This window comes from Arthrobacter sp. MA-N2 (assembly GCF_000517125.1).
GTDB lineage: Bacteria > Actinomycetota > Actinomycetes > Actinomycetales > Micrococcaceae > Arthrobacter > Arthrobacter methylotrophus.
The window spans coordinates 3396690-3416880 of sequence record NZ_KI912155.1; the positions used below are offsets into that span (position 1 = coordinate 3396690).

17 protein-coding genes are annotated in these 20191 nt (G+C 62.7%); all 17 read right to left on the reverse strand.

Annotation, left to right across the window (positions count from 1 at the left end; genetic code table 11):
- Positions 1-414: 414 nt before the first annotated feature.
- The 17 genes from A3M3_RS0116670 to A3M3_RS0116750 all read right to left on the reverse strand — a co-directional run bounded on the left by A3M3_RS0116670 (position 415) and on the right by A3M3_RS0116750 (position 20082).
- Entirely contained in the window at positions 415-2079 is a 1665-nt protein-coding gene (locus A3M3_RS0116670) for an amidohydrolase (RefSeq protein ID WP_028267274.1), read from the reverse strand.
- A 30-nt stretch (positions 2080-2109) separates the two neighbouring features.
- A complete protein-coding gene (locus A3M3_RS0116675; protein ID WP_028267275.1) occupies positions 2110-5007 on the reverse strand; it encodes a DEAD/DEAH box helicase in 2898 nt (965 codons plus the stop codon).
- A 24-nt stretch (positions 5008-5031) separates the two neighbouring features.
- The gene (tatC, locus tag A3M3_RS0116680; RefSeq protein WP_028267276.1) at positions 5032-5826 is read right to left on the reverse strand and encodes a twin-arginine translocase subunit TatC; all 795 of its coding nucleotides are present in this window, start codon (positions 5824-5826) and stop codon (positions 5032-5034) included.
- 48 nt (positions 5827-5874) lie between these two features.
- Positions 5875-6141 (reverse strand): Sec-independent protein translocase subunit TatA, encoded by a 267-nt coding sequence (gene tatA / locus A3M3_RS0116685; RefSeq protein ID WP_028267277.1) that lies wholly within the window; start codon positions 6139-6141, stop codon positions 5875-5877.
- A 32-nt stretch (positions 6142-6173) separates the two neighbouring features.
- Entirely contained in the window at positions 6174-6524 is a 351-nt protein-coding gene (locus tag A3M3_RS0116690) for a hypothetical protein (RefSeq protein WP_028267278.1), read from the reverse strand.
- Between the two features lie 20 nt (positions 6525-6544).
- Complete coding sequence (locus A3M3_RS0116695; protein WP_028267279.1) at positions 6545-8551, reverse strand: helix-turn-helix transcriptional regulator; 2007 nt, start codon at positions 8549-8551, stop codon at positions 6545-6547.
- A gap of 95 nt (positions 8552-8646) precedes the next feature.
- Positions 8647-9042, reverse strand: a complete 396-nt coding sequence (locus A3M3_RS0116700; protein ID WP_028267280.1) for an FKBP-type peptidyl-prolyl cis-trans isomerase — start codon at positions 9040-9042, stop codon at positions 8647-8649.
- A gap of 46 nt (positions 9043-9088) precedes the next feature.
- Positions 9089-10033 carry an FKBP-type peptidyl-prolyl cis-trans isomerase gene (locus A3M3_RS0116705; RefSeq protein ID WP_028267281.1) on the reverse strand — a complete coding sequence of 315 codons (945 nt, stop codon included), beginning with the start codon at positions 10031-10033 and terminating at the stop codon, positions 9089-9091.
- Between the two features lie 100 nt (positions 10034-10133).
- On the reverse strand, positions 10134-11498 hold the full coding sequence (pafA, locus tag A3M3_RS0116710; RefSeq protein ID WP_028267282.1) for a Pup--protein ligase: 1365 nt from the start codon (positions 11496-11498) through the stop codon (positions 10134-10136).
- 1 nt (position 11499) lies between these two features.
- Positions 11500-12207, reverse strand: a complete 708-nt coding sequence (gene prcA / locus A3M3_RS0116715; protein ID WP_028267283.1) for a proteasome subunit alpha — start codon at positions 12205-12207, stop codon at positions 11500-11502.
- A gap of 1 nt (position 12208) precedes the next feature.
- Positions 12209-13018 (reverse strand): proteasome subunit beta, encoded by an 810-nt coding sequence (gene prcB / locus A3M3_RS0116720; RefSeq protein WP_028267284.1) that lies wholly within the window; start codon positions 13016-13018, stop codon positions 12209-12211.
- Positions 13019-13096: 78 nt separating this feature from the next.
- On the reverse strand, positions 13097-13300 hold the full coding sequence (locus A3M3_RS0116725) for a ubiquitin-like protein Pup (protein ID WP_028267285.1): 204 nt from the start codon (positions 13298-13300) through the stop codon (positions 13097-13099).
- A 123-nt stretch (positions 13301-13423) separates the two neighbouring features.
- Positions 13424-15040: a depupylase/deamidase Dop gene (gene dop, locus A3M3_RS0116730; protein WP_051423360.1), complete on the reverse strand. Its 1617-nt coding sequence runs from the start codon at positions 15038-15040 to the stop codon at positions 13424-13426.
- Positions 15041-15090: 50 nt separating this feature from the next.
- On the reverse strand, positions 15091-16908 hold the full coding sequence (gene arc / locus A3M3_RS0116735; protein ID WP_028267287.1) for a proteasome ATPase: 1818 nt from the start codon (positions 16906-16908) through the stop codon (positions 15091-15093).
- A 101-nt stretch (positions 16909-17009) separates the two neighbouring features.
- Complete coding sequence (locus A3M3_RS0116740) at positions 17010-18062, reverse strand: tRNA (adenine-N1)-methyltransferase (RefSeq protein WP_028267288.1); 1053 nt, start codon at positions 18060-18062, stop codon at positions 17010-17012.
- 118 nt (positions 18063-18180) lie between these two features.
- Positions 18181-19350 (reverse strand): site-2 protease family protein, encoded by a 1170-nt coding sequence (locus tag A3M3_RS0116745; RefSeq protein ID WP_028267289.1) that lies wholly within the window; start codon positions 19348-19350, stop codon positions 18181-18183.
- Positions 19351-20082 carry an HAD family hydrolase gene (locus A3M3_RS0116750; protein ID WP_028267290.1) on the reverse strand — a complete coding sequence of 244 codons (732 nt, stop codon included), beginning with the start codon at positions 20080-20082 and terminating at the stop codon, positions 19351-19353.
- Positions 20083-20191 lie beyond the last annotated feature (109 nt).

Here is a 20191-nt window from a genome sequence, read left to right on the forward strand (position 1 = left end):
GTCAGTGGGCCGGAGCGGCAGCGTGGCTGGCATTCAGGCGCGACTATCCATTATAGGACGACAACCTTGACTGCTCCGGGCCACTTGTGGTGCTCGCCACAACGGATGTGCTTGGCCGCAGGCAGGTCCACAAGCTCAGGTCCAGTGCCGGCCCGGGTAGTGAAGTCGGGGCCGAACCGTTTTCTGCTGCATAGCGGACCTGCCCACTACGAGTGCCACGGTCCTGGAAGAACGGGTCCGTTGCCTGTTTTTGGCGAGGGAACCGGACCGCGGCCAGGCAACCAGGTATTCCCTGTGGCGACCTGTTGACACTTGATGCTACGGGCTTCACAAATCCTGTCAAGCACCGGCTGAACTGAGGCTTTATTCATCGACGCACGTCAGGGGCCTCTCTGGCGCATCAAGATTCTGCGACTATGACCGCAAAGTTTCGCTGGCGAAGACCTCCTGGCCATCCCGCACGGTCTGCAGGCAGACAGGATCGCTACCGCTATCCAGCGCCGGGAGAAGGGGCGTCCGGGCACGCGGATCAGTGGACCAGGACTGCACTCGGCCATCAGCCACCTGGACCATCAGTTCTTCAACTTCCCAGACGGCAAAGCTAGCAGGGGCACCGGGGACCAATTGCCCCAAAAGAGGATTGCGCTGTTTGCTGGCGCGCCAACCTGCCCGGGTGTGTCCCAGGAAGGCCGCCCGCGCCGAAATGCGTTGATCAGGGTTGCTGTGCTCCAGGCATGCCCGGACACTGGACCACGGCCGCAAGGGGGTGACCGGGCTATCGCTTCCAAAGCACACCGGTACGCCGGCGGCGTAATACGAGCCGAACGGATTCATCGTTGAACCCCGCGCACCCAGGCGTTGCTCATACAGCTTTCCTGCACCACCCCAGGCGGCGTCGAAGGCTGGTTGGGCACTCACCGTGATCGAATGCTTGGCCAATCGGGCGAGATCGGCGGCATCGGCCATTTCCACATGTTCGAGGCGATGTGCGGCGGCACGGACCCGCTGCTCGCCCACCTCCGAGGCCGCAAGGTCGAAGGCATCCAGCGCCATCTTCAGTCCGGCGTCACCTATGACGTGGAAACCGGCCTGGATACCCAGCCCTGAACAGGCTGCGATGTGGCGGGAAGCCTGGTCCACGGAGAGATAAAGGCTTCCACGATGACCCGGTGCATCGGCATAGTCGGAGCTGAGGGCAGCGGTCCGCGACCCGATGGACCCGTCGATATTCAAGTCACCTGCCAAGCCAAGGACGGAGACGTCCAAGCGTTCCAGAATGGATTCGGCATGTTCTTCCGACGTAGCTAATTCGCCCCAATAGGGCAGGATCTCGGGCAGCACCATTTCACCGGTATTCCACGATGCCGACATGCGGAGGTCCTCAATACTGCAGATGTGCGGCGCCGCCATTTCCGCCAGCGCGACATAGCCGTTGGCCGCCGCCTCGCGGAGCGCGAGTTCCTGATACCGGCGGCGCTCGGCTTCGGGGAGCTGCCTGGCGGCCCGGCGCGCGGCAGTGTGGGCGGCCCTTAGGACGTGAGCGGAACCGTCATACCCGTCAAGGCCGCTGAGGCCCGCATTGGATGCCAAAGAGGTTGATACCAAAGCCGAATGCGCGTCGACGCGCGCTAAATACACCTTGCGTCCGCCGGCGGCGCGTTCGAGTTCCTCCGGTGTGGGAAAGGTCCTGTCCCACCACGTTGATTCGTCCCAGCCATGGCCAAGCACGGCGCCTGCCGGGCGAAGAGCTGTTGCCGCGTGGGCGACGGCGTCGAGCAGCTCCCGCCCAGACCGGACCCCGGCCAGCTGAAGGGAATCGGAAGCGATACCGGTCTCGGTGAGATGCATGTGGGAATCCACGAAACCGGGAGCCAGCAGGGCTCCTCGAAGGTCGATGACTTCCATGGAGGAATCCACAATCGAGGTCGCGGCCTGCTCCGAACCGACCCAGGCAACGGTGTCTCCGTCAATCAGCATTGCCGTCGCGAAGGGGTCCGCCGCTGTGTAGACGGAGCCGTTCCGGTACATCGTGACCTTGCGCGGCTGGGTAGTGGCGGCGGGCACGCCTGGATGGATCATGGAATTGCTCCTTGCTGGAATCTGCGGGGTTCAGGCGACGCTGGAATAGGCCACGACGCCGCGGCGGATGAGATCGATCGCTTCGCGGCACATCTTGGCCTGCCGCCGTTCGAGACCGGGAATCTTGGCCATCTGGTCGAGCAGGTCGATCACTTGCTTCGCCCAGCGTACGAAATCGCCTGCGGCAAGGTCTGTTCCGCTGAGAACTTCTTGAAGGTGCCGACCCTTGGCCCACTTGAAAATGGGCCACACAAGTCCAAGCTCCGGTTCAGCGGTCAATGGCAGCCTGTTCTTGTCCTCGACATCCTCCAAGGCAGACCACTCGTGCACCACGATGTCCACGGATGTTTCGAGGGAGACCGACGGCATCTTGGGTCGAAGGCCCCGATCGTCGCGTTTGGCCTGATAAACCATGGTGCTAGCCAGCGCGGCCAGTTCCGCGGCGTCGAGGTCCTTGATGGCGCCCCGCCGAATGGATTGCGAGATCAGCAGGTCTTTTTCGCCGTAGATACGGCGAAGTCGCTGACCATCCGCGCTGATGGTGACGTGGCCGCCGTCGGACGTCTGGAGGTAACCGTAAGCGGCGAGGACATCGCACACGCGGTCGAACGTCTTGGCGATCGTGTTGGTCCGGCCTTGGATCTGCCTGACGAGCCCATCGGTTTCATGGCGCAGTTTCCACCAGCGCTCGGCCCAGCGGGCATGGTCTTCGCGTTCGCTGCACCCGTGACAAGGATGGGCACGCAACGCCCGGCGGAGGTCAGCGATCTTCTTTTCCTGGTCCGGCAAATAGCGGGCACGGCCAAAGTCCTCGTTCCGGATCGTCCCCCGCGCGGGCGGGCGTCCCTCGCGCACTGCGTTCCGCATCGCGGATGCCAAGTCGCGGCGGGATTTGGGCAGCTTCGCGTTGAACGACTTCGGTATCCGGATCCAAGATACCGGAGCGACGGGTCCTTCGACCTCGTGGGCGCCGATCCTGTGCAACTGGTTGTCTTCGGTCAGGACCGCGGGACGCGGTTCACGCGCGTTGGGGTCGGCATTGAGCACGACGGCGTATCCTGGCGTGCGGCCGCCGGAAACCTTGACGACATCGCCAGGCATGAGCCGGGTGAGGGAGTCCACGGTCAGAGACTTGCGCGCCCGCGACGTGCTCCGCGAGGCAAATTGCTCCGCCTCGCTCAGATCCCGCCGGAGTTTGGCATACTCGGTGAAGTCGCCAAGATGGCACTTCATGGATTCCGCGTAGCCGGCAAGGGACTCTTCCCTGCTTTGAACCTGACGGGCCAGCCCCACAACGGAGCGGTCTGCCTGGAACTGGGCGAAGGACGATTCGAGGATCTGGCGTGCCCGCGGCCTGCCGAACTGGGCAATCAGGTTGATGCTCATGTTGTACGTGGGCCGGAAGCTCGAGTTGAGCGGATAGGTGCGTCGCGAAGCGAGGCCGGCAACGGCGGCAGGATCGGTTCCGGGCTGCCAGAGGACCACGGCGTGACCTTCGACGTCGATCCCGCGCCTTCCTGCGCGTCCGGTCAGCTGGGTGTACTCCCCCGCCGTGATGTTGACGTGGGCTTCGCCGTTGAACTTGTCGAGCTTCTCCAGGACAACGCAGCGGGCCGGCATGTTGACGCCCAGCGCGAGCGTCTCCGTAGCGAAAACCGCCTTCACCAAGCCATCGGCGAAGAGCGTCTCCACCACTTCCTTGAAGGTCGGCAGCAAACCGGCGTGGTGGGCAGCGAGCCCACGGAGCAACCCGTCACGCCAGCTCCAAAAGCCAAGCACATCGAGGTCATCGGCGGGAATCTCGCGGCTCGCCTCATCTACCCGGGACGCGATGATCTGTTGCTCCCGCTCGGTGGTCAACCACAGCCCGGCAGCAGCACATTGCGCGACAGCCCCGTCACAGCCGGCACGGGAGAAGATGAAGGTAATGGCCGGCAACAGCCCCTGGCGGTCCAGGCTCGCAATGATCTGTGGCCGGCTGGCCTTGCGCACGGGACTGCGCTGCTCCCCGGCAGTGTTGTCGCGTTGGCGGTCCTGCCGGCGTCGGCTGCGTCCGCCATGCCCGAAGCGGCCACGGAAGTTCATCTGGCTTTCAGCCCGCGCCATGGACAGCAGTTCCGGGTTGACCTCGAACTCCTTCTGCCCGGGATTCCGCTCCGGCTCCCGCACTCCCGGCAGCAGGGGTGCTTCGCCGTCCCTCGCCCCGGGGGCGATCTCGTCGAAGCTGGTGTCCCCCGCGAAGAGGTCGACGATCTCACGGCCCACCATGACGTGCTGCCACAAGGGGACGGGGCGGTGCTCGGAGACAATTACATCAGTGTGCCCACGCACGGTATCCAGCCACGCCCCGAACTCCTCGGCGTTGGATACCGTCGCGCTGAGTGAAACCACCTGTACTTCACTGGGCAGGTGGATGATGACTTCTTCCCAAACGGCCCCGCGGAAGCGGTCTGCCAAGTAGTGCACCTCATCCATCACCACATAGCCAAGGTCGCCCAAAGTGTCCGAATCCGCGTACAGCATGTTCCGCAGAACCTCAGTGGTCATCACAACAACGGGTGCCTCACCGTTGATGGTGGTGTCACCGGTCAGCAGGCCGACGTTCGATGCACCGTACTTCGCCGAAAGCTCGGAGAACTTCTGGTTGCTCAGCGCCTTGATCGGCGTCGTGTAAAACGCCTTGAGACCGCGTTCCAGGGCAAGGTAGATAGCGAATTCGCCAATGATCGTCTTACCAGCCCCGGTGGGCGCCGCAACCAACACTCCCTTCCCTTCCTGAAGGGAACGGCATGCGTCACGCTGGAAATCGTCAAGTTCGAACTCCAAGGACCGGGTGAAAGTACCAAGATAGGTTTTCGACTCAGCACTCCGTTGCGCTGCAGCTTGAAAGGCTTCTGAGGGCGAGAGGGCCCCTGAATTGGAAGACATGCTTCAAGACTAGTGGCCGGAGGACTACAGATTCTCCAGATCGGAGGCAGGTGTGGCGACGTCGGCCGTGGCTTCCGTCTCAGCGGTAACCTTCGCCTGACGGCGGGCCCGCCGTTTGTCGTTCAGCATGCAGAGTCCGATCGCGGCAAAGAACAGCACCAGAAGGGGACCGGCGAGCATGAACATTGACAGCGCGTCCGCGCCAGGGGCGGCAACGGCCGCCAGGACGAACACGAGGAAGACCGTAATGCGCCAAGCCTTGAGAATGGTCCTGCCGCTCAAAATGCCCGCCATGTTGACACCGACCAACACCACCGGCACCAGGAACGCGATGCCGAGGAAAAGAAGCATGTGCGTGGCAAACGTCAGGTATTGAGATGCGTCGATGTTGTTGGCACCATTTTGGGGCGTGAACTGCAGCAAGGCGCGCACGACGTTCGGGATGACCGTCCACGCAACGTATACGCCAATGAGGAACAACGGCACCGCAGCGGCCATGTAGCCGAGAGTGTAGCGACGCTCCTTCTTGGTCAGGCCGGGCGTGATGAATGCCCACACCTGGTAGATCCAGATCGGGCTGGAGATCACCAAACCGATTTGGATGGCGATACGGAGCTTGAAGTCGAACGGATCCGCCACGCTCGCGAAATTCAGGACCGCGGTCCTCTTGGTCTCCTGGGCGATCTTGACCAGCGGATCCGACAGGCTGTTCACCACCGGCTCATAAAGGAACCACCCTGCCACGGCGCCTAGCAGCACGCCGACGGCAGATTTGATCAGCCGATTCTTGAGCTCCCTCAGGTGGTCTAGGAGCGCCATCCGCCCTTCGGGGTTGGCTTTGCGGCCTGTCTTCGTTGCCACTACTGCTTAGCTACGGCTTGCGGGCGGAACGTCGGTGTCGTTGCCGCTCTTGTTGGCTTCGGGGTGGTTGACCACTTTGCCTTCAACGGGGTCCGAGTCGTCCTTGGCCGTCGGCTTGCCGTCGTTCTTCATTTCCTTGACTTCGGACTTGATGATGCGCATCGACTGGCCCAGGGCACGGGCCATGGAAGGCAGCTTGGGTGCGGCAAACAGCAGCAAGGCCACGATGATGATAATGACAATTGGCCAAGGGCCATCAAATAGTCGTCCCACGGGAAGTCCTTTCGTTGGAATACATCCTACGTCTAACTTAATTCGATGTCGCGCAGGGACTGGGGTTGGCCCCGTTCGGCTTTGCGCTTAACGCGCTCTTGGCGACGCACTTCCTGGCGGGAGGCCTTGGCCGTCACGTAATCATGACGCATCTGTTCAGGTGAGGCAAAAACGGCCGCGCCAAACACTTTCGGTGACGCTTCGCCGTCGTCGTCAGCGGGTTCGGGAAGGTGCGCGCGGTGAGCAAAGCGCTCCCCCGCCGCACTCAGTTCGTGCACCGTTGCCATGAAGTTCCGGAAAAGCCGGACTCCCAGCAGGACGTAGCAAAGTAGTGACACCGCAATCAGAGCGACCCACAAGAGGATCCAGGACCACCAAGGCATTTGAGTAGTCTAACCAGCCTTCATTGCTTGTACTGCGCAAGTGCGGAAGCGACCCATGCCGCAGACACGTCAGCCAGTTCGGCGGGCTGCAGGATTCGGACCGCTCCACCGTGCTGGGCAACAAACATCGGCAACCAGTCCGCGCTTCCGAATCGAACCTCGGCGAGCAGGCCGCCTTCCGGAAGCACGGCGGTCCGCTCCGCATAGTAGTCGTCGGCCAGCCCGGCGCCCTGCCGGGTCAATTCGAGGACGACGACGACGTCGTCGTCATTGGGGGTGTATAACTTCACGGGAACGCCTTCCTCGGCGTTACCGCTCCTGGAAACCGGCCGTCCGTTGGGCGCAATCTCCTCGATACGGTCAAGGCGGAAGTTCCGCAGCCCGGCTTTGCTGTGGCAGTACGCCTCGAAATACCAGGTGTTGTCGAGCGAATAGAGCCGAAAAGGGTCCACGTCCCGTTCGGAAACCGAATCACGCCGGGGCGACAAGTAGCGAAGACGCAGTTGACCCCCCGCTTCAATCGCCCGGGTGATGGTGTCGAACGACTCGGCGTCGGCAGGGGCGACTGGCGGTCCGGAGACGGCCGCCGCCAAACGGCCGGACTCCCCCGCCGCGCCCGTGAGTTTCAGCGTCACGGACTCCAGGGCCCCGCTTTGTTCCTCTTCCGACATTCCCGCCTGGGCGGGAAGTCCGCCCAGGGTGGCGAGGCCGGTCAGCAGCGCGCAGGCTTCATCAACGCTGAATCGGACGGGCCGATTGAGTTCGAGGTGCTCCCGGATATAGACGTGTTCGTTTTCCCAATCGATGTCGAACAGGTCATCCGGATACCCTTCCGGGCGGCCGGAGCAGATCAGGATCTTCAGGTCCTCGAGAAGTTCCTTGCGGCTGATACCGAAGCGGTCCGCCACGTCCTGGATGGGCAGGCCCTGATTGTGGACAAGAAAAGGGACCAACTGCAGCATACGGTTGAGTTGGTCCTCCGAAGTTCGCTTACGCGCCCGGGGTGCCGGGCCGGCGTCGGGAAAGCGGACTTCGACGGCGGGACGCGAGGCGAATGCGGCAGCACCTTCAAGCCTCCGGACGACGGCGTCACGCAACTCAGGAGGCCCCACCACGCGAACGTGGGGACCGTAGGACGCAAGTTCTTCAGCAAGCAAGTCACTGTCCCGGAACGGCACGGAGAGGCGATCCCTGCCATCCGGCGGGCAGCCCGCCACCCTTGCATCCGCCTCTCTCGCCGCACGCTTGCGGAGGCCCAGCAAACGGCCTTCGGCGACTTCGAGGTGGGCCTCCTGCAAGGGCAGTTCGCTCAGGCTGTCCAGTTCTGTGCGTGTATTGAAGCCCGCAGGAATCTCGCAGTGATACCCGGTTTCGACATGAACGTCGCTCGTCATCCGGGACAGCCTAAAGAAGCGTTTCGCCTCCCGCCCCCGGTCGTACCCCACGAGGTACCACTGGCCGAAGCGGCTCCCGAGGCCCCCGGGCTCCACAAGGCGGCGTTCGTCCTTGCCTGTGCTCGCCGCCCGGTAGCCGAAACTTACAGGGTGCCGGCCATTCATGGCCAGGATGATGTCGTCAAACGCCTGGCCTGCCGGCTTGATGCGGGGCTGGACGCCTGCTGGAAGCTCGACGTCGGCAAGGTCGCCGGAAGCCTGCAGCTTACGCAGCGCGCTTGCCGCAGCGGAGCCTAAGGCGGCCCGTTCCCACAACTGCGCCGCAAGGAGCAGCACTGTTCCCTCCGCGGGCGTCAGATGCACATCCGGCAGGCGGTTGGATTCCTTGCCGATGCGGTAGCGCGTCGACGCGGGATCGTCTGAGCCAAACCCATGGTCAAGGAGTGTTTCAATGTCGAAGCCAAACTGCTTCAAGTCGGACTTGTCGCGTTCAAACATGCGCCCGAACGCGACGTCGTTGTCACCGGCGTCGTGGTAGACCTTGTCCCTCAGAACGGCCCGGGACAGCCCATACTTCGTGTTCAGAAGGGCGATCAGCAGGTTCAGGAGTCGTTCGGTACGTGATGCGGACACGGTTGCAACGTTACTAAACTCCGCCGATAAAGGCGGAAGGCGCGTCTGCCGCCGGATTTCTCCGGCTGCTGGCGCGCCTTCCAATGCTGCAAAAGCTAGCGGACAGCCACCAGGTCAACGACGAAGATCAGCGCTTCGTTGGGCTTGATGGACGCACCCGCGCCACGGGAGCCGTAGGCAAGCTCGGCGGGAATCTCCAAGCGACGGCGGCCACCGACCTTCATGCCAAGCAGTCCCTTGTCCCAGCCCTGGATGACCTGGCCGACACCGACGCGGAAGTCCAGCGGTGCGCCTCGGCCCCAGGATGCGTCGAATTCCTCCCCAGTAGACCATGCAACGCCGACGTAGTGGGTGGAGACGGTGTCGCCGGTCTGGGCCTCGGCGCCGTCACCGACGATGATGTCCTCGATCACGAGTTCCGTCGGGACGTCGCCCTCCGGGAAGTCGATCTCCGGCTTAGTGCGATCGTAATCACGCTGACCAAATGACATGGGTACTCCTTAATTTGATAGGAACATTATGTTGTCTTGCGGGAGGTTACTGAGCGCCCAGGATGTCCACGACGAAGACGAGGTCGCCCGTGGGCTGGCCTTGGGCTGCCGCCCCGTCGCCATATGCGAGGCTCTTGGGGATAACCAGAAGGACACGGGAGCCGACGGTCTTGCCCGTCAGGCCTTGCGTCCAGCCCTTGATGACGCCGTTCAGCGCGAAGCTGGCGGTCTGGCCCTTGTCGTAGCTGGAGTCGAACTTCTTGCCGTCAGCCAAGGTGACGCCGACGTAGTTGACCGTCAGGGTGTCCGTTTCCTTGACGACCGCACCCTTCCCCTTGATGAGGTCCTGGGAGACGAGGGCCTGCGGGGCCTTCGCGCCATCAACGGAAATTTGCGGAACTCCCTTGTCGTCGACCTTGACAGTAGGGAGGCCGGGGGGCGGAGTGACGGTGTCGCCCTCGGGCTTGTCCAGGGGCTTGACTGCGTCCTTGACACCAGTGATCTTGAAGACCACCAGCTGGGATGACGTCGCCGCTGCTTCAGCCGACGCTGCGGTTCCGGGGACGGCGAAAGCGATGTCAGCGCCCACCTTCGCGCCGACCAGCGCGTTGTAAAGCACAGCGCTGTTCGTTTTGAGTTGATCGTTCAATTCGACGGGCTGGGAGCCGGTCGGGAAAGTGTCTTCGAGGGTCTTGCCGTCATTGCCGTCGACGGCAATGTAGGTGATCTGCGCTACCTGGCCGGCCTTCACTTTGTCGCCGGTCCCGTCGGTGACCAATTTGATGGTTTGCTGCGTTACATCCAACGGCTTGGTGAAGTCCAGGCCGGGTGCCTTCTTGTCGCCATTATCGGAGACCTTGAGGGAATCCAGCTTGGCGACCTCACCAGCGGACTGACTGGTGGGCTCCGGGGTTGCAGTTGTTGCCGGGCTTCCGCCGCAGGCGGTGAGCAGCAAAAGGCCGGGTATAAGAATTGCTAGTAGACGTCGCACAAATGAACTTTCGTCGGGGCAAAAGGAGGGCACCGCCGGGACGTGCACGTAGAGGCCCCCGGCAAAGGCCAACTTAAAGGATAGCCGGTAAAGCTGGGAGTCAGCCCATCGAGTCCAGCAAGGCATCCACCCGCTCGTCAACGCTGCGGAAGGGATCCTTGCACAAGATAGTCTGATGGGCGCGGTCGTTCAGTTTCAAATGGACCCAGTCCACCGTGTAGTCGCGGCCGAGTTCCTGGGCGCGCCGGACGAAGTCGCCACGGAGTTTTGCGCGGGTGGTCTGCGGCGGCGCGTCGACGGCATCCTTGATGTCCGTGTCGGCCACGATGCGCCGGGCCGCGCCGCGGGACTGGATCAGGAAGAAGAGCCCGCGCTTGCGCGATATGTCGTGATACGTGAGGTCCAGCTGCGCGATCCTCGGGGAATCGAGGCCCAGTCCATGACGACGCATATAACCATCCATCAGTTTCTTTTTGATGGCCCAGTCCACTTCGGTGTCGATTCCGCTGGTGTCTCCGCTATCGATGGCGTCCAGCGTCCGTTCCCACAGATCCAGGATAAGTGGAACGTGCGGGTTATGGGCTCCGTTTGATGCTAGAAAGGCGCTGACCTTCGCGAGGTACTCACGCTGGATATCCAGGGCCGTCAATTGCCTCCCATTGGCGAGCCGTACCAGGGCTTTGCCGCTCAGGTCGTGGGAGATTTCACGAATGCTGCGGATGGGATTCTCCATGCGCATGTCCCGCATGATGACTCCGGCCTCGACCATCCGCAGGAGAAGGTCTACCGTCCCCACCTTCAGCAAGGCGGTGGTCTCGGACATATTGGAATCGCCAACGATCACGTGCAGCCGACGGAAGAACTCGGCGTCGGCGTGCGGCTCGTCACGGGTGTTGATGATCGGCCGGGATCTCGTCGTTGCCGAAGATACGCCTTCCCAGATATGGTCCGCCCGTTGGGAAAACGCGAAGGTGGCCCCGTGCGGCGTCTTCAGAACCTTGCCCGCACCAGCGATCAACTGCCGTGTGACGAGGAACGGAATGAGGATCTCCGCGAGCCGCGAGAACTCACCGCGGCGGGGAATCAGGTAGTTTTCGTGGCTGCCATAGGAATTGCCGGCGGAGTCGGTGTTGTTCTTGAACAAATAGACCGTTCCGTTGAATCCCTCCGCCGCGAGGCGGCCCTGCGCCTCATCCACCAGGTCATCGAGAATCAGTTCACCGGCACGGTCGTGCGCGATCAGCTGGGCGAGGTCGTCACACTCTGCTGTGGCGTATTCCGGGTGCGAGCCGACGTCGAGGTACAGCCGCGAGCCATTGGTGAGAAAGACGTTGGAGGATCGTCCCCAGCTCACAACCTTCCGAAAAAGGTACCTGGCGACTTCCTCCGGGGCCAAGGGCCGTGAGTCCGGGCTCGAATACGAAATACCGAACTCGGTTTCAATCCCGAATATTCTCTTGTCCATTTCAGGCCTCCCCTGCAAGCAGCTGCGTGATTTCTTCCGCGCGGAGCCTGCGGAACGCCCGCCGGGATCCGCGCCCGCTTTCCGGGCTACGGTCCAACACTGCAGCTTCGACGGCGGTTCCGGGCAGTGCGTCCACCTCTTTGTCCGTGGCCAGCGCCTTGACCGCCAGGCGAAGGGCACCCGCCAGGTCAAGATCGTCTTTCCAGCCACCTGCGACGGTCTCGGCTACTTGTTCCGCGAGGCCTCCCATGACCACGAAGCCGTTCTCGTCGGCGATGGAACCGTCAAAGGTCAGCCGATACAGATGATCATCGGCCTGGGTATGCCCCACCTCCGCCACTGCAAGCTCCACTTCAAACGGCTTTTGCTCCGCGGTGAAGACGGCGCCAAGACTCTGCGCATAGACGCTCGCGAGCCCGCGGGCCGTGACGTCCTCGCGATCGTAGGAATAGCCGCGGACGTCGGCGTAACGGACGCCTGCCTGCCGAAGACTCTCAAACTCGTTGTACTTCCCCACCGCGGCGAAGGCGATCTTGTCGTAGATCTCACCGATCTTGTGCAGGGACGGCGACGGGTTTTCTGCCACCAAGGCGATCCCGTCCGCGCAGCTGATCACGACGACGGAGCGGCCGCGGGCGATGCCTTTCCGCGCGAAGTCTGCGCGGTCCTTCATCAGCTGCTCGGGCGAAACATAAAACTGCTGGGTCATCTCAAGCCTCCCGTCCGGCAACAGCGCGCGATTCAACGATGGATCCGGCGATCGCCGCCAACTCGCGTTCGGGCACCCGGCGGGCGCCTGCGCGATTGACGGTGTACACCACCGGCCAGAGCTGACGGACGGGATCCGGGCCGCCTGTGGCAGAGTCGTCGTCGGCCGCGTCGTAGAGGGCTTCCACTGCGACGGCCACGGCCCCGTCTTCGGTGAGGTTCGGCCGCCACAGTTTCTTCAAGGCACCCCGGGCGAAGACGGAACCGGAACCCACCGAGTGGTGCTCCAATTCCTCGTATCGTCCGCCTGTGACGTCGTAGGAAAACAGCCGTCCCACGCCGGCTGCCTGGTCGAAGCCCGCGAAAAGCGGAATCACCGCGAGCCCTTGCATGGCCATCGGGAGGTTTCCCCGGATCATGGCTCCAAGCCGGTTGGCTTTGCCGTCCAGGCTCAGCAGGGTGCCTTCGATCTTCTCGTAGTGTTCAAGTTCCACCTGGAACAAGCGGGTGATATCGAGGGCAAGGCCCGCCGTGCCGGCTATGCCCAGGACGGAGTATTCGTCGGCAGGGAAGACCTTCTCGATGTGCCTGCTGGCAATGACATTCCCCATAGTGGCGCGCCGATCGCCCGCCATCAGAACGCCGCCGGGATAACTGAGGGCGACGATGGTTGTGGCGTGCGGCACCGGCGGAATCTGTCCCGCGGGCAGCACTTGGTTGAAAGGGAGAAGTTCAGGCCTGGAGCGTTGCAGATGCTCTGTGAACGAAGACGTTGCTTGGGTGGCCAGGTGGCCGGCTGCTGGATCCTGCATTGCTGCGCTCCTTCGACTCTGACTTCCGATGCCCGGCGGCCTCGCGCCGGCCGGGCCGTTAGCTTAGCTGGCGGCTGCTTACTGGCCACCCTTTTGCACAAATGCCCGAACGAACTCTTCGGCATTCGATTCAAGGACGCCGTCGATTTCGTCGAGGAGATCGTCCACGCCTTGCGTGGCGACTGAAGCCTGGGCCTCCGGCGCTCCGGGCGGGGCCTCGGGGACGTCAGCCTCGGTCTCAGCGTCGCGGGACTGCGGTTGCTGCTGCTCTTGGGTTGCCATTTCTTTCTCCATTCTGTCCATCCCCGTCAAAAGGGGACTTCCTGTAATGCCATATTGCCACGGGGCGGCCCGCGCCGCTGCGGTTTTAGCAAGCAGTTTGGCGACCTTTCATGGGCCGCCCGTTCAGGCGGGCGGCGCCGGGTCCAGACCGAGCAATTCCCGAAGGAATGCACCCGCGGTGGCGTGCTTTCGAAAGAGCTGGCCAGTGAGTGCTTCTGTTCCGCGGAGGGGCTCCCGTGTGGGCACCCTTTGGAGTTTGCCGATGCCGGGAACGTCGAAGATGACCGAATCCCAGCTGGCACCGACCACGTCCTTACCGAAACTGGCAACGCACTTCCCGCGGAAATATGCCCGCGTGTCCGATGGCGGCTCGACGACGGCCCGGGTGATGGCGGCGTCGTCGACAATCGTCTGCATCCGGTCACGGGAAAGCAGGCGATAGTAAAGGCCCTTTTCGGGTCTGACGTCGGACCATTGCAAATCAACAAGACCCAGGCGGGCGTCGTTCCATTCCAAGCCATCACGGTTGCGATAGCCCTCCAAGAGGGACATCTTGGCGAGCCATTCGACGGAAGACGCGGCACCTGCCGGATTGTTCCCCAAAAGCCCCAACGTTGACTCCCACCGTTCCAGGACATCCCGGGTGTGGCCGTCCCCGCTGAAGGCGTCGGAAACCCCGGTTTCCTGGGCAAGTTTGGCTGCGGCCTCGTAGTACATCCACTGGATATCCAACGCTGTTACGCGGCGTCCGTCGAGAAGCCTGATCGTGGCCGTCAGTGAGGTGTCGTGGCTGATTGTCTGGAGGCCCGCCACGGCCTCGTGCACTTCGATCTTCGGAGCTTGGCCGGCTTCGATAAGGCTCAAGACCAAGGCCGTGGTGCCGAACTTCAGGTAATTGGACACTTGGCTCAGGTTGGCGTCGCCGATGATGACGTGCAGGCGCCGGTACTTGTCCGCCGTGGCGTGCGGTTCATCACGGGTATTGATGATGGGACGCCTGATGGTGGTTTCGAGTCCCACCTCAGCTTCGAAGAAGTCCGCGCGCTGACTGATCTGGAATCCGGCCTTCGAACCGTCTTGGCCCTTGCCAAGTCGCCCGGCCCCGCAGATGACTTGGCGGGTAACGAAGAACGGCGTCAAGCCCCGGACGATCTCCCCGAAAGGCACCGATCGGGGCATGAGGTAGTTCTCGTGGGAGCCGTAAGACACCGATTTATTGTCAGTGTTGTTCTTGTACAAGTTGATGGCCGGCAAATCAGGATCTGCTGCCACTCTCCGGACGGCGGCCAAGGCGACGAGGTCGCCGGCTGCATCCCACGCAACGATGTCGCGAGGATTCGTGACCTCGGGACTGGAGTATTCCGGGTGGGCGTGGTCCACGTACAGGCGCGCCCCGTTGCCGAGGACCATGTTCATCAGCAGCGAGCCAGATTCGTCGCTGCCGTCGGCTTCGAGTTCCTGCCGCCCATATGCAAGGGCAACGGCCTCGGCGTCGAGCACCGGAGGCCTGTCGGTCAGCTGGCTGGGCTCGGCAGCACTACGCTCCACTGTCCAGCCACGGGCATCATGCAGGGGTTCTTCGTCGGTATAGTCCCACCGGGTTTCAGCACCCCCCGCCGCCCGCTGCCGGGTCAGGTTGGCGTAGGCCTGGATGATGCGCGCGGACATCATTGTGGCATTCGCCCCCGGCGCAGAGGGCGCATGGATACCGTATTCAGTTTCCGAACCCATGACGCGCATCGCCCCGCCCACCGGAAGTTTCTCCGAAGGCGGAACTTCCGGCCGGGCCGTCACAGGTACTGGCCGGTGTTGGGAGTCGTCTCGATCGACTTCCCGGGCTCCTGGCCTGCCTTGCCCTGGACGATGGTGCGGATGTATGTGATGCGTTCGCCCTTCTTTCCTGAAATGCGTGCCCAGTCATCCGGGTTCGTGGTGTTGGGCATGTCCTCATGCTCGCGGAATTCATCGACGACTGCACGCAGGAAGTGGTCGATCCGAAGGCCTTTCTGCTGTGTCAGCAAGAGGTCCTTGATGGCGTACTTCTTGGCCCGGTCCACCACGTTCTGGACTACGGCTCCGGAGTTGAAGTCCTTGAAGTAGAGCATCTCGGTATCGCCATTGGCGTAGGTGACTTCCAGGTACTCATTGGATTTCTCGGTCGAGTACATGGCTTCGACGGTGCGTTGGATAATCGCATCAACCGTAGCCTGAACGTCACCGGCGTGCTCGGCCAGGTCCGTCGCATGGAAAGGAAGGTCCTTGGTGATGTACTTGGCGAAGATGTCGGCTGCCGCTTCGGCGTCGGGACGCTGGATCTTGACCTTCACGTCCAACCTGCCCGGCCGAAGAATTGCGGGGTCAATCATGTCTTCGCGATTCGAGGCGCCGATCACAATCACGTTGTCCAGCCGTTCGACGCCGTCAATCTCGCTGAGGAGCTGCGGGACGATGGTTGTCTCAACGTCGGAGGAAACACCCGTTCCGCGGGTGCGGAACAATGAGTCCATTTCGTCGAAAAATACCACCACGGGGCTGCCGTCCGAAGCCTTTTCCCGGGCCCGGGCAAAGATCAGCCGGATATGACGCTCTGTTTCCCCGACATACTTGTCAAGAAGTTCAGGACCCTTGATGTTCAGGAAGTAGCTCTTGAGGTCCACGTTGCCGGCCCGTTCGGAGGCACGGGCGGCGAGCGAGTTGGCAACGGCCTTCGCGATCAGCGTCTTACCGCAACCCGGAGGGCCGTAAAGCAGGATGCCTTTGGGTGCCTTGAGCCCGTGTTCGCGGTACAAATCCGGGTGCAGGAACGGGAGTTCCACGGCGTCGCGGATCTGTTCGATCTGAGGGCCCAAACCGCCGATGTCCTCGTAGGTGATATCCGGGACTTCTTCGAGGACGAGGTTTTCCACCTCTGCTCGCGGCACCTTCTCCAGGGCGTAGCCGGTGCGGGAATCCAGAGACAAGGCGTCACCGACGCGCAGGTGCACCTTCTGCAATGCCCCTGAAAGCCTGACGACACGCTCTTCATCGGCCCGTCCCACTACCAGGGCGCGATCGGTGCCAAGCATTTCCTTGAGCGTGACGAGTTCGCCGGCCCGTTCATAGCCCAGGCCAGTCACCACGAGCAAGGCCTCGTTGAGAAGGACTTCCTGCCCCACGGCCAGCTGGTTGAGGTTAACCAGAGGGCTGACGCCGACGCGCATCTTTCGGCCCGCATTAAAGATGTCAACAGATTCCTCTGTGGCTGCCTGGCCCGTACTGCCTGCCGTTGGTTGGCGCCTGGGGTTGATCTGCAAAATGGTCCCGAAACTGTACGGCGGTTGGCCGTCCTGTTCGAGGGCGCCTTTGAGCCGCAGGATTTCGGCCTTCGCCGTTTCCAACATGGTGACGAGCTTGGTGTTGTTCTGAGTGGCGGCGGCAAGTTGGCGGTCAATGTGGCGCAGTTTGTCACGAAGGATGTTGATCTGGCGTTCCGCGACAGTGAGCTCACCGGAGGAGTCCTCCACCGGTTGGTTCCCCCCACCCCCGTGTCCCGTTTTTCCCTCAGTCACAGCCTTGTTCGATGGCTCCTCCGGCATTGTCCGCCCGAAGTCGTTGTTCGACGTATCCACGAAGCATCAGCTCCTTCCCGCTTTCTATAAATAGACCTTAGCCCTCAAAAGCGTCGGGAAACCTGTGACATCCGGAATGCGGACCAGTTTGTGATCTTTCCTTAATTCGCGGGCGCGGGGTTGTCCTTCACGTTGGTGCCGGCTATCGCATCACGTGCCGCCCGGCGCAGTTTTTTGTCGGAAACGGCCCGCTCCCCCACCGCCGCCGGAGTCCAGGCATTCAGGTCCTCTTCGCTGAACTCGGTCTTGGAAGGGCGGCGCTTGACGGAGATACCCGTCACGCCATCCGCGAGCCGACGAGTCACGAGCAGGAAGCCGGTGTGGGCCACCATGCGGTGGTCAGGGCGGACGGCCAGGCCTTCGAGGTGCCACCCGCGGACCATCGATTCCCAAGCGTCCGGTTCGGTGAAACGGCCGTCGGCGCGGATGGCTTCCGCGGTACGGGAAAGCTGGGTCACGGTGGCCACATAGTTGATCCACACGCCGCCCGGGGCCAGAACGGTCGCTACGGCGTCGAGGCATTCCCAAGGAGCCAGCATGTCGAGGACCACGCGGTCCACGGATCCGGGTTCTTCGCTGCGGACAACTTCCTCCTGGAAGTCACCGAGCGAGATCTTCCAGGCAGGGTGTGGTCCGCCGAAAATGGTTTCCACGTTCCCGCGGGCGATGTCGGCGAATTCTTCGCGGCGCTCGAAAGAGTGCAGGTAGCCGCCGTCGCCCACTGCGCGAAGCAGCGAGATCGAAAGGGCTCCGGAACCCACGCCGGCCTCCACCACGCGCGCGCCTGGGAAGATGTCCGCCATGGTGACGATCTGGCCCGCATCCTTGGGATAAACAACAGCCGCGCCGCGGGGCATGGACAACACGAAGTCGGACAGGAGCGGCCGGAGCGTCTGGTACTGCTGGCCGACGTTGTTGGCCACCACCGAACCGTCAACCTGGCCAATGATCTCATCGTGGTTCAGGAAACCGCGATGCGTGTGGAAGGCGCCGCCTTCCTCCAGGGTGATCGTGTTCATCCGGCCGCGTTCGTCGGTGAGCTGGACCCGCTCGCCCACACGGAACGGTCCGCGGCGCCGCGCAGCACCCGTGGGTTGGAGGGCAGTGTTGGCGGTGCCGGTTTCGGTGTCGCTGGCGGCGGTTTCGCTGCTCATGGGTGTTTCCTCGCTCCTGTACGGCTGGGCCGTCAATTGTTGCCGCAGTTGCTGCTTAGTGATGCGCACTGCTGTCGGGGGTATTTCGCGGCCGGCAGGTAACTCTACCGGGAAGGTCCTAGGAGCGCCCGCTCCGGCGGGCTACTTTACCTGTAATGGCTGTCACGACGGCCTGTTGGCGCAACAGACCCGTGACGGTGCCGGTTTCGTCCACCACGGCGTATTCGGCGCCGTTGAGCTGGGCCAGATACTGGATCAGTTCCTGGCCGTTCGATGTCCTGGGCACGTAGGCGCCGTCGGCAAGCGGAGTCGAAACCGCGGTGACCAGTGTCGCGTAAATCTCGGAGGGCGGCACGGCTGCTGCGGCAGCCGGATCGACAAGTCCTTGCGGCCGCCCGTCCGGCCCGCAAATCACGACGGCGGGAGCACCGTACGGTGCCACGCGCAGGACGTCGGCGACGGTGGCCGAGTTCGGAATCCCGACGGCGGGTTCGGCCAAGGCCGCGGCACTCACCGAGGGGAGGCGTCCGCGGAGCGTGGCCTGCTGAATGGCACCGGATGCGCCGACCCAGAGGAAGCTGCAGACAAGGAATGTGATGAGCATCAGGGTGAGATCGGGGGAACTGCCGCTCAGCAACGGCAACGCGATGAACCAAACAACCAGGACGATCACGATGACCCGTCCGGCCCACCCGGCCGCCACCGTCCCCTTTTCCTGGCTGCCCGTAGCCTTCCATACCGCGGATTCCACGAGGCGTCCTCCATCAAGGGGCAGGCCCGGGAGTACGTTGAAGATGCCGATCAGCAGGTTGGCCCACATCAGAATATTCGTCAGAGTGTCCCCCACCCCGGTGAAGACATCGGCCTCAAGCAACAGCCAGGCCCCGCCCGCGAGGAAAAAGTTGGCCACGGGTCCTGCCAAGGCAACCAGCACCGAGCGGCCCGGGGATGCGATGAAACTCTCGAACTGCGTGTGCCCGCCCCAGAGGTTCAACACGATCTTCTCCGTAGGCCATTTGAAAGCCTTCGCGCTCAAAGCATGGGCGAGTTCGTGCACGAGCACCGAGAGCGCGAGGAGGAGCGCATATGCAAAGGCAACAAAGTAGGCGCCGATGCCTAGGGAGTGGTTCCGGATCAGCAGAGCCGGCCCGTACACGATGACCGTAAACGCGGCAATGATGAACCAAGAGTAAGCAAGGTAGACGGGGATCCCCGCGATGCGGCCGAGTGGAATCCCGTCTTTCCGTCCACCGCGGGTGCTATGTCCGACTTTCCCGGTAGTGCTCACTTAGTTTGCCTGTCCGAGGAGGGCGGCAGCAGGCACAATGCCGGCAGCCCGTGCAGCGACGAGCGCTTCAAGGTCGGCGACCTTCCGTCCCTGAAGGGTGTCCCAAGTGGTTCTGCTTGGGTCCTCCGGCAAGGGCATCTGGTGCGGAATTCCGACCGTGACGACCCCGGATGCGATCGCGGCCGCAACTCCCGGGACGGAATCCTCCAAGGCGACGCAATGATCCTTGGTCAGCTCGGGGTCTGTGTGCCCAAGTCGCTCGACCGCCGTGAGGTAGGCCTCCGGGTGGGGCTTTCCTTGGTTGACGATGTCCCCCGTGACCAGGAATTCAAAGTAGGGCTTGGGGAGGTTGGCCACAACTTCGCGTGCCATCGGACCCTCGGACATGGTCACGAGGGCGCAGCGAACGCCCCTTTGGTACAACTCGTCGAGCAATTCCTTGGCACCGGGCCGCCAGGGCACCTCGACGCGGAGGCGCTCGATCACGTGGCCGCTCAAGGTGTCAACGATCTCCCGCTTTGCAAGGTTCACACCGGCGGATTGAAGGAGTCCGGCCGAGTGCATGAGCGACTGTCCTACGAGCTGCATGGCTTGTTCATGGCTCCAGCCGCCACCGTGGGACTCTACGAGGGCGCGTTCCGCGGCAATCCAGTATGGTTCGGTGTCCACCAGGGTGCCATCCATGTCCCATAGCGCGGCTTTGAGGAGGGGCTGGGTGGATAAGGCATGCATGCCTCAAGTCTACGTGGAACGGGGGGACGCAATCGTCCTTCCACGCCCGGGGCGACTTATGGCCACGCCGTCCTCCTCAAGGCCATGCGTGGGTGGCGGTCTTGGACGT

Excerpts from the sequence above, each read along its gene's own strand:
- dop (WP_051423360.1), bottom strand. The coding sequence starts at position 15,040 with ATGCGCGTCATGGGTTCGGAAACTGAATACGGTATCCATGCGCCCTCT.
- A3M3_RS0116675 (WP_028267275.1), bottom strand. The coding sequence starts at position 5,007 with ATGTCTTCCAATTCAGGGGCCCTCTCGCCCTCAGAAGCCTTTCAAGCT.
- pafA (WP_028267282.1), bottom strand. The coding sequence starts at position 11,498 with ATGGACAAGAGAATATTCGGGATTGAAACCGAGTTCGGTATTTCGTAT.
- A3M3_RS0116700 (WP_028267280.1), bottom strand. The coding sequence starts at position 9,042 with ATGTCATTTGGTCAGCGTGATTACGATCGCACTAAGCCGGAGATCGAC.
- prcB (WP_028267284.1), bottom strand. The coding sequence starts at position 13,018 with ATGCAGGATCCAGCAGCCGGCCACCTGGCCACCCAAGCAACGTCTTCG.
- A3M3_RS0116725 (WP_028267285.1), bottom strand. The coding sequence starts at position 13,300 with ATGGCAACCCAAGAGCAGCAGCAACCGCAGTCCCGCGACGCTGAGACC.
- tatC (WP_028267276.1), bottom strand. The coding sequence starts at position 5,826 with ATGGCGCTCCTAGACCACCTGAGGGAGCTCAAGAATCGGCTGATCAAA.
- A3M3_RS0116690 (WP_028267278.1), bottom strand. The coding sequence starts at position 6,524 with ATGCCTTGGTGGTCCTGGATCCTCTTGTGGGTCGCTCTGATTGCGGTG.
- A3M3_RS0116740 (WP_028267288.1), bottom strand. The coding sequence starts at position 18,062 with ATGAGCAGCGAAACCGCCGCCAGCGACACCGAAACCGGCACCGCCAAC.
- A3M3_RS0116670 (WP_028267274.1), bottom strand. The coding sequence starts at position 2,079 with ATGATCCATCCAGGCGTGCCCGCCGCCACTACCCAGCCGCGCAAGGTC.
- A3M3_RS0116750 (WP_028267290.1), bottom strand. The coding sequence starts at position 20,082 with ATGCATGCCTTATCCACCCAGCCCCTCCTCAAAGCCGCGCTATGGGAC.
- prcA (WP_028267283.1), bottom strand. The coding sequence starts at position 12,207 with ATGACCCAGCAGTTTTATGTTTCGCCCGAGCAGCTGATGAAGGACCGC.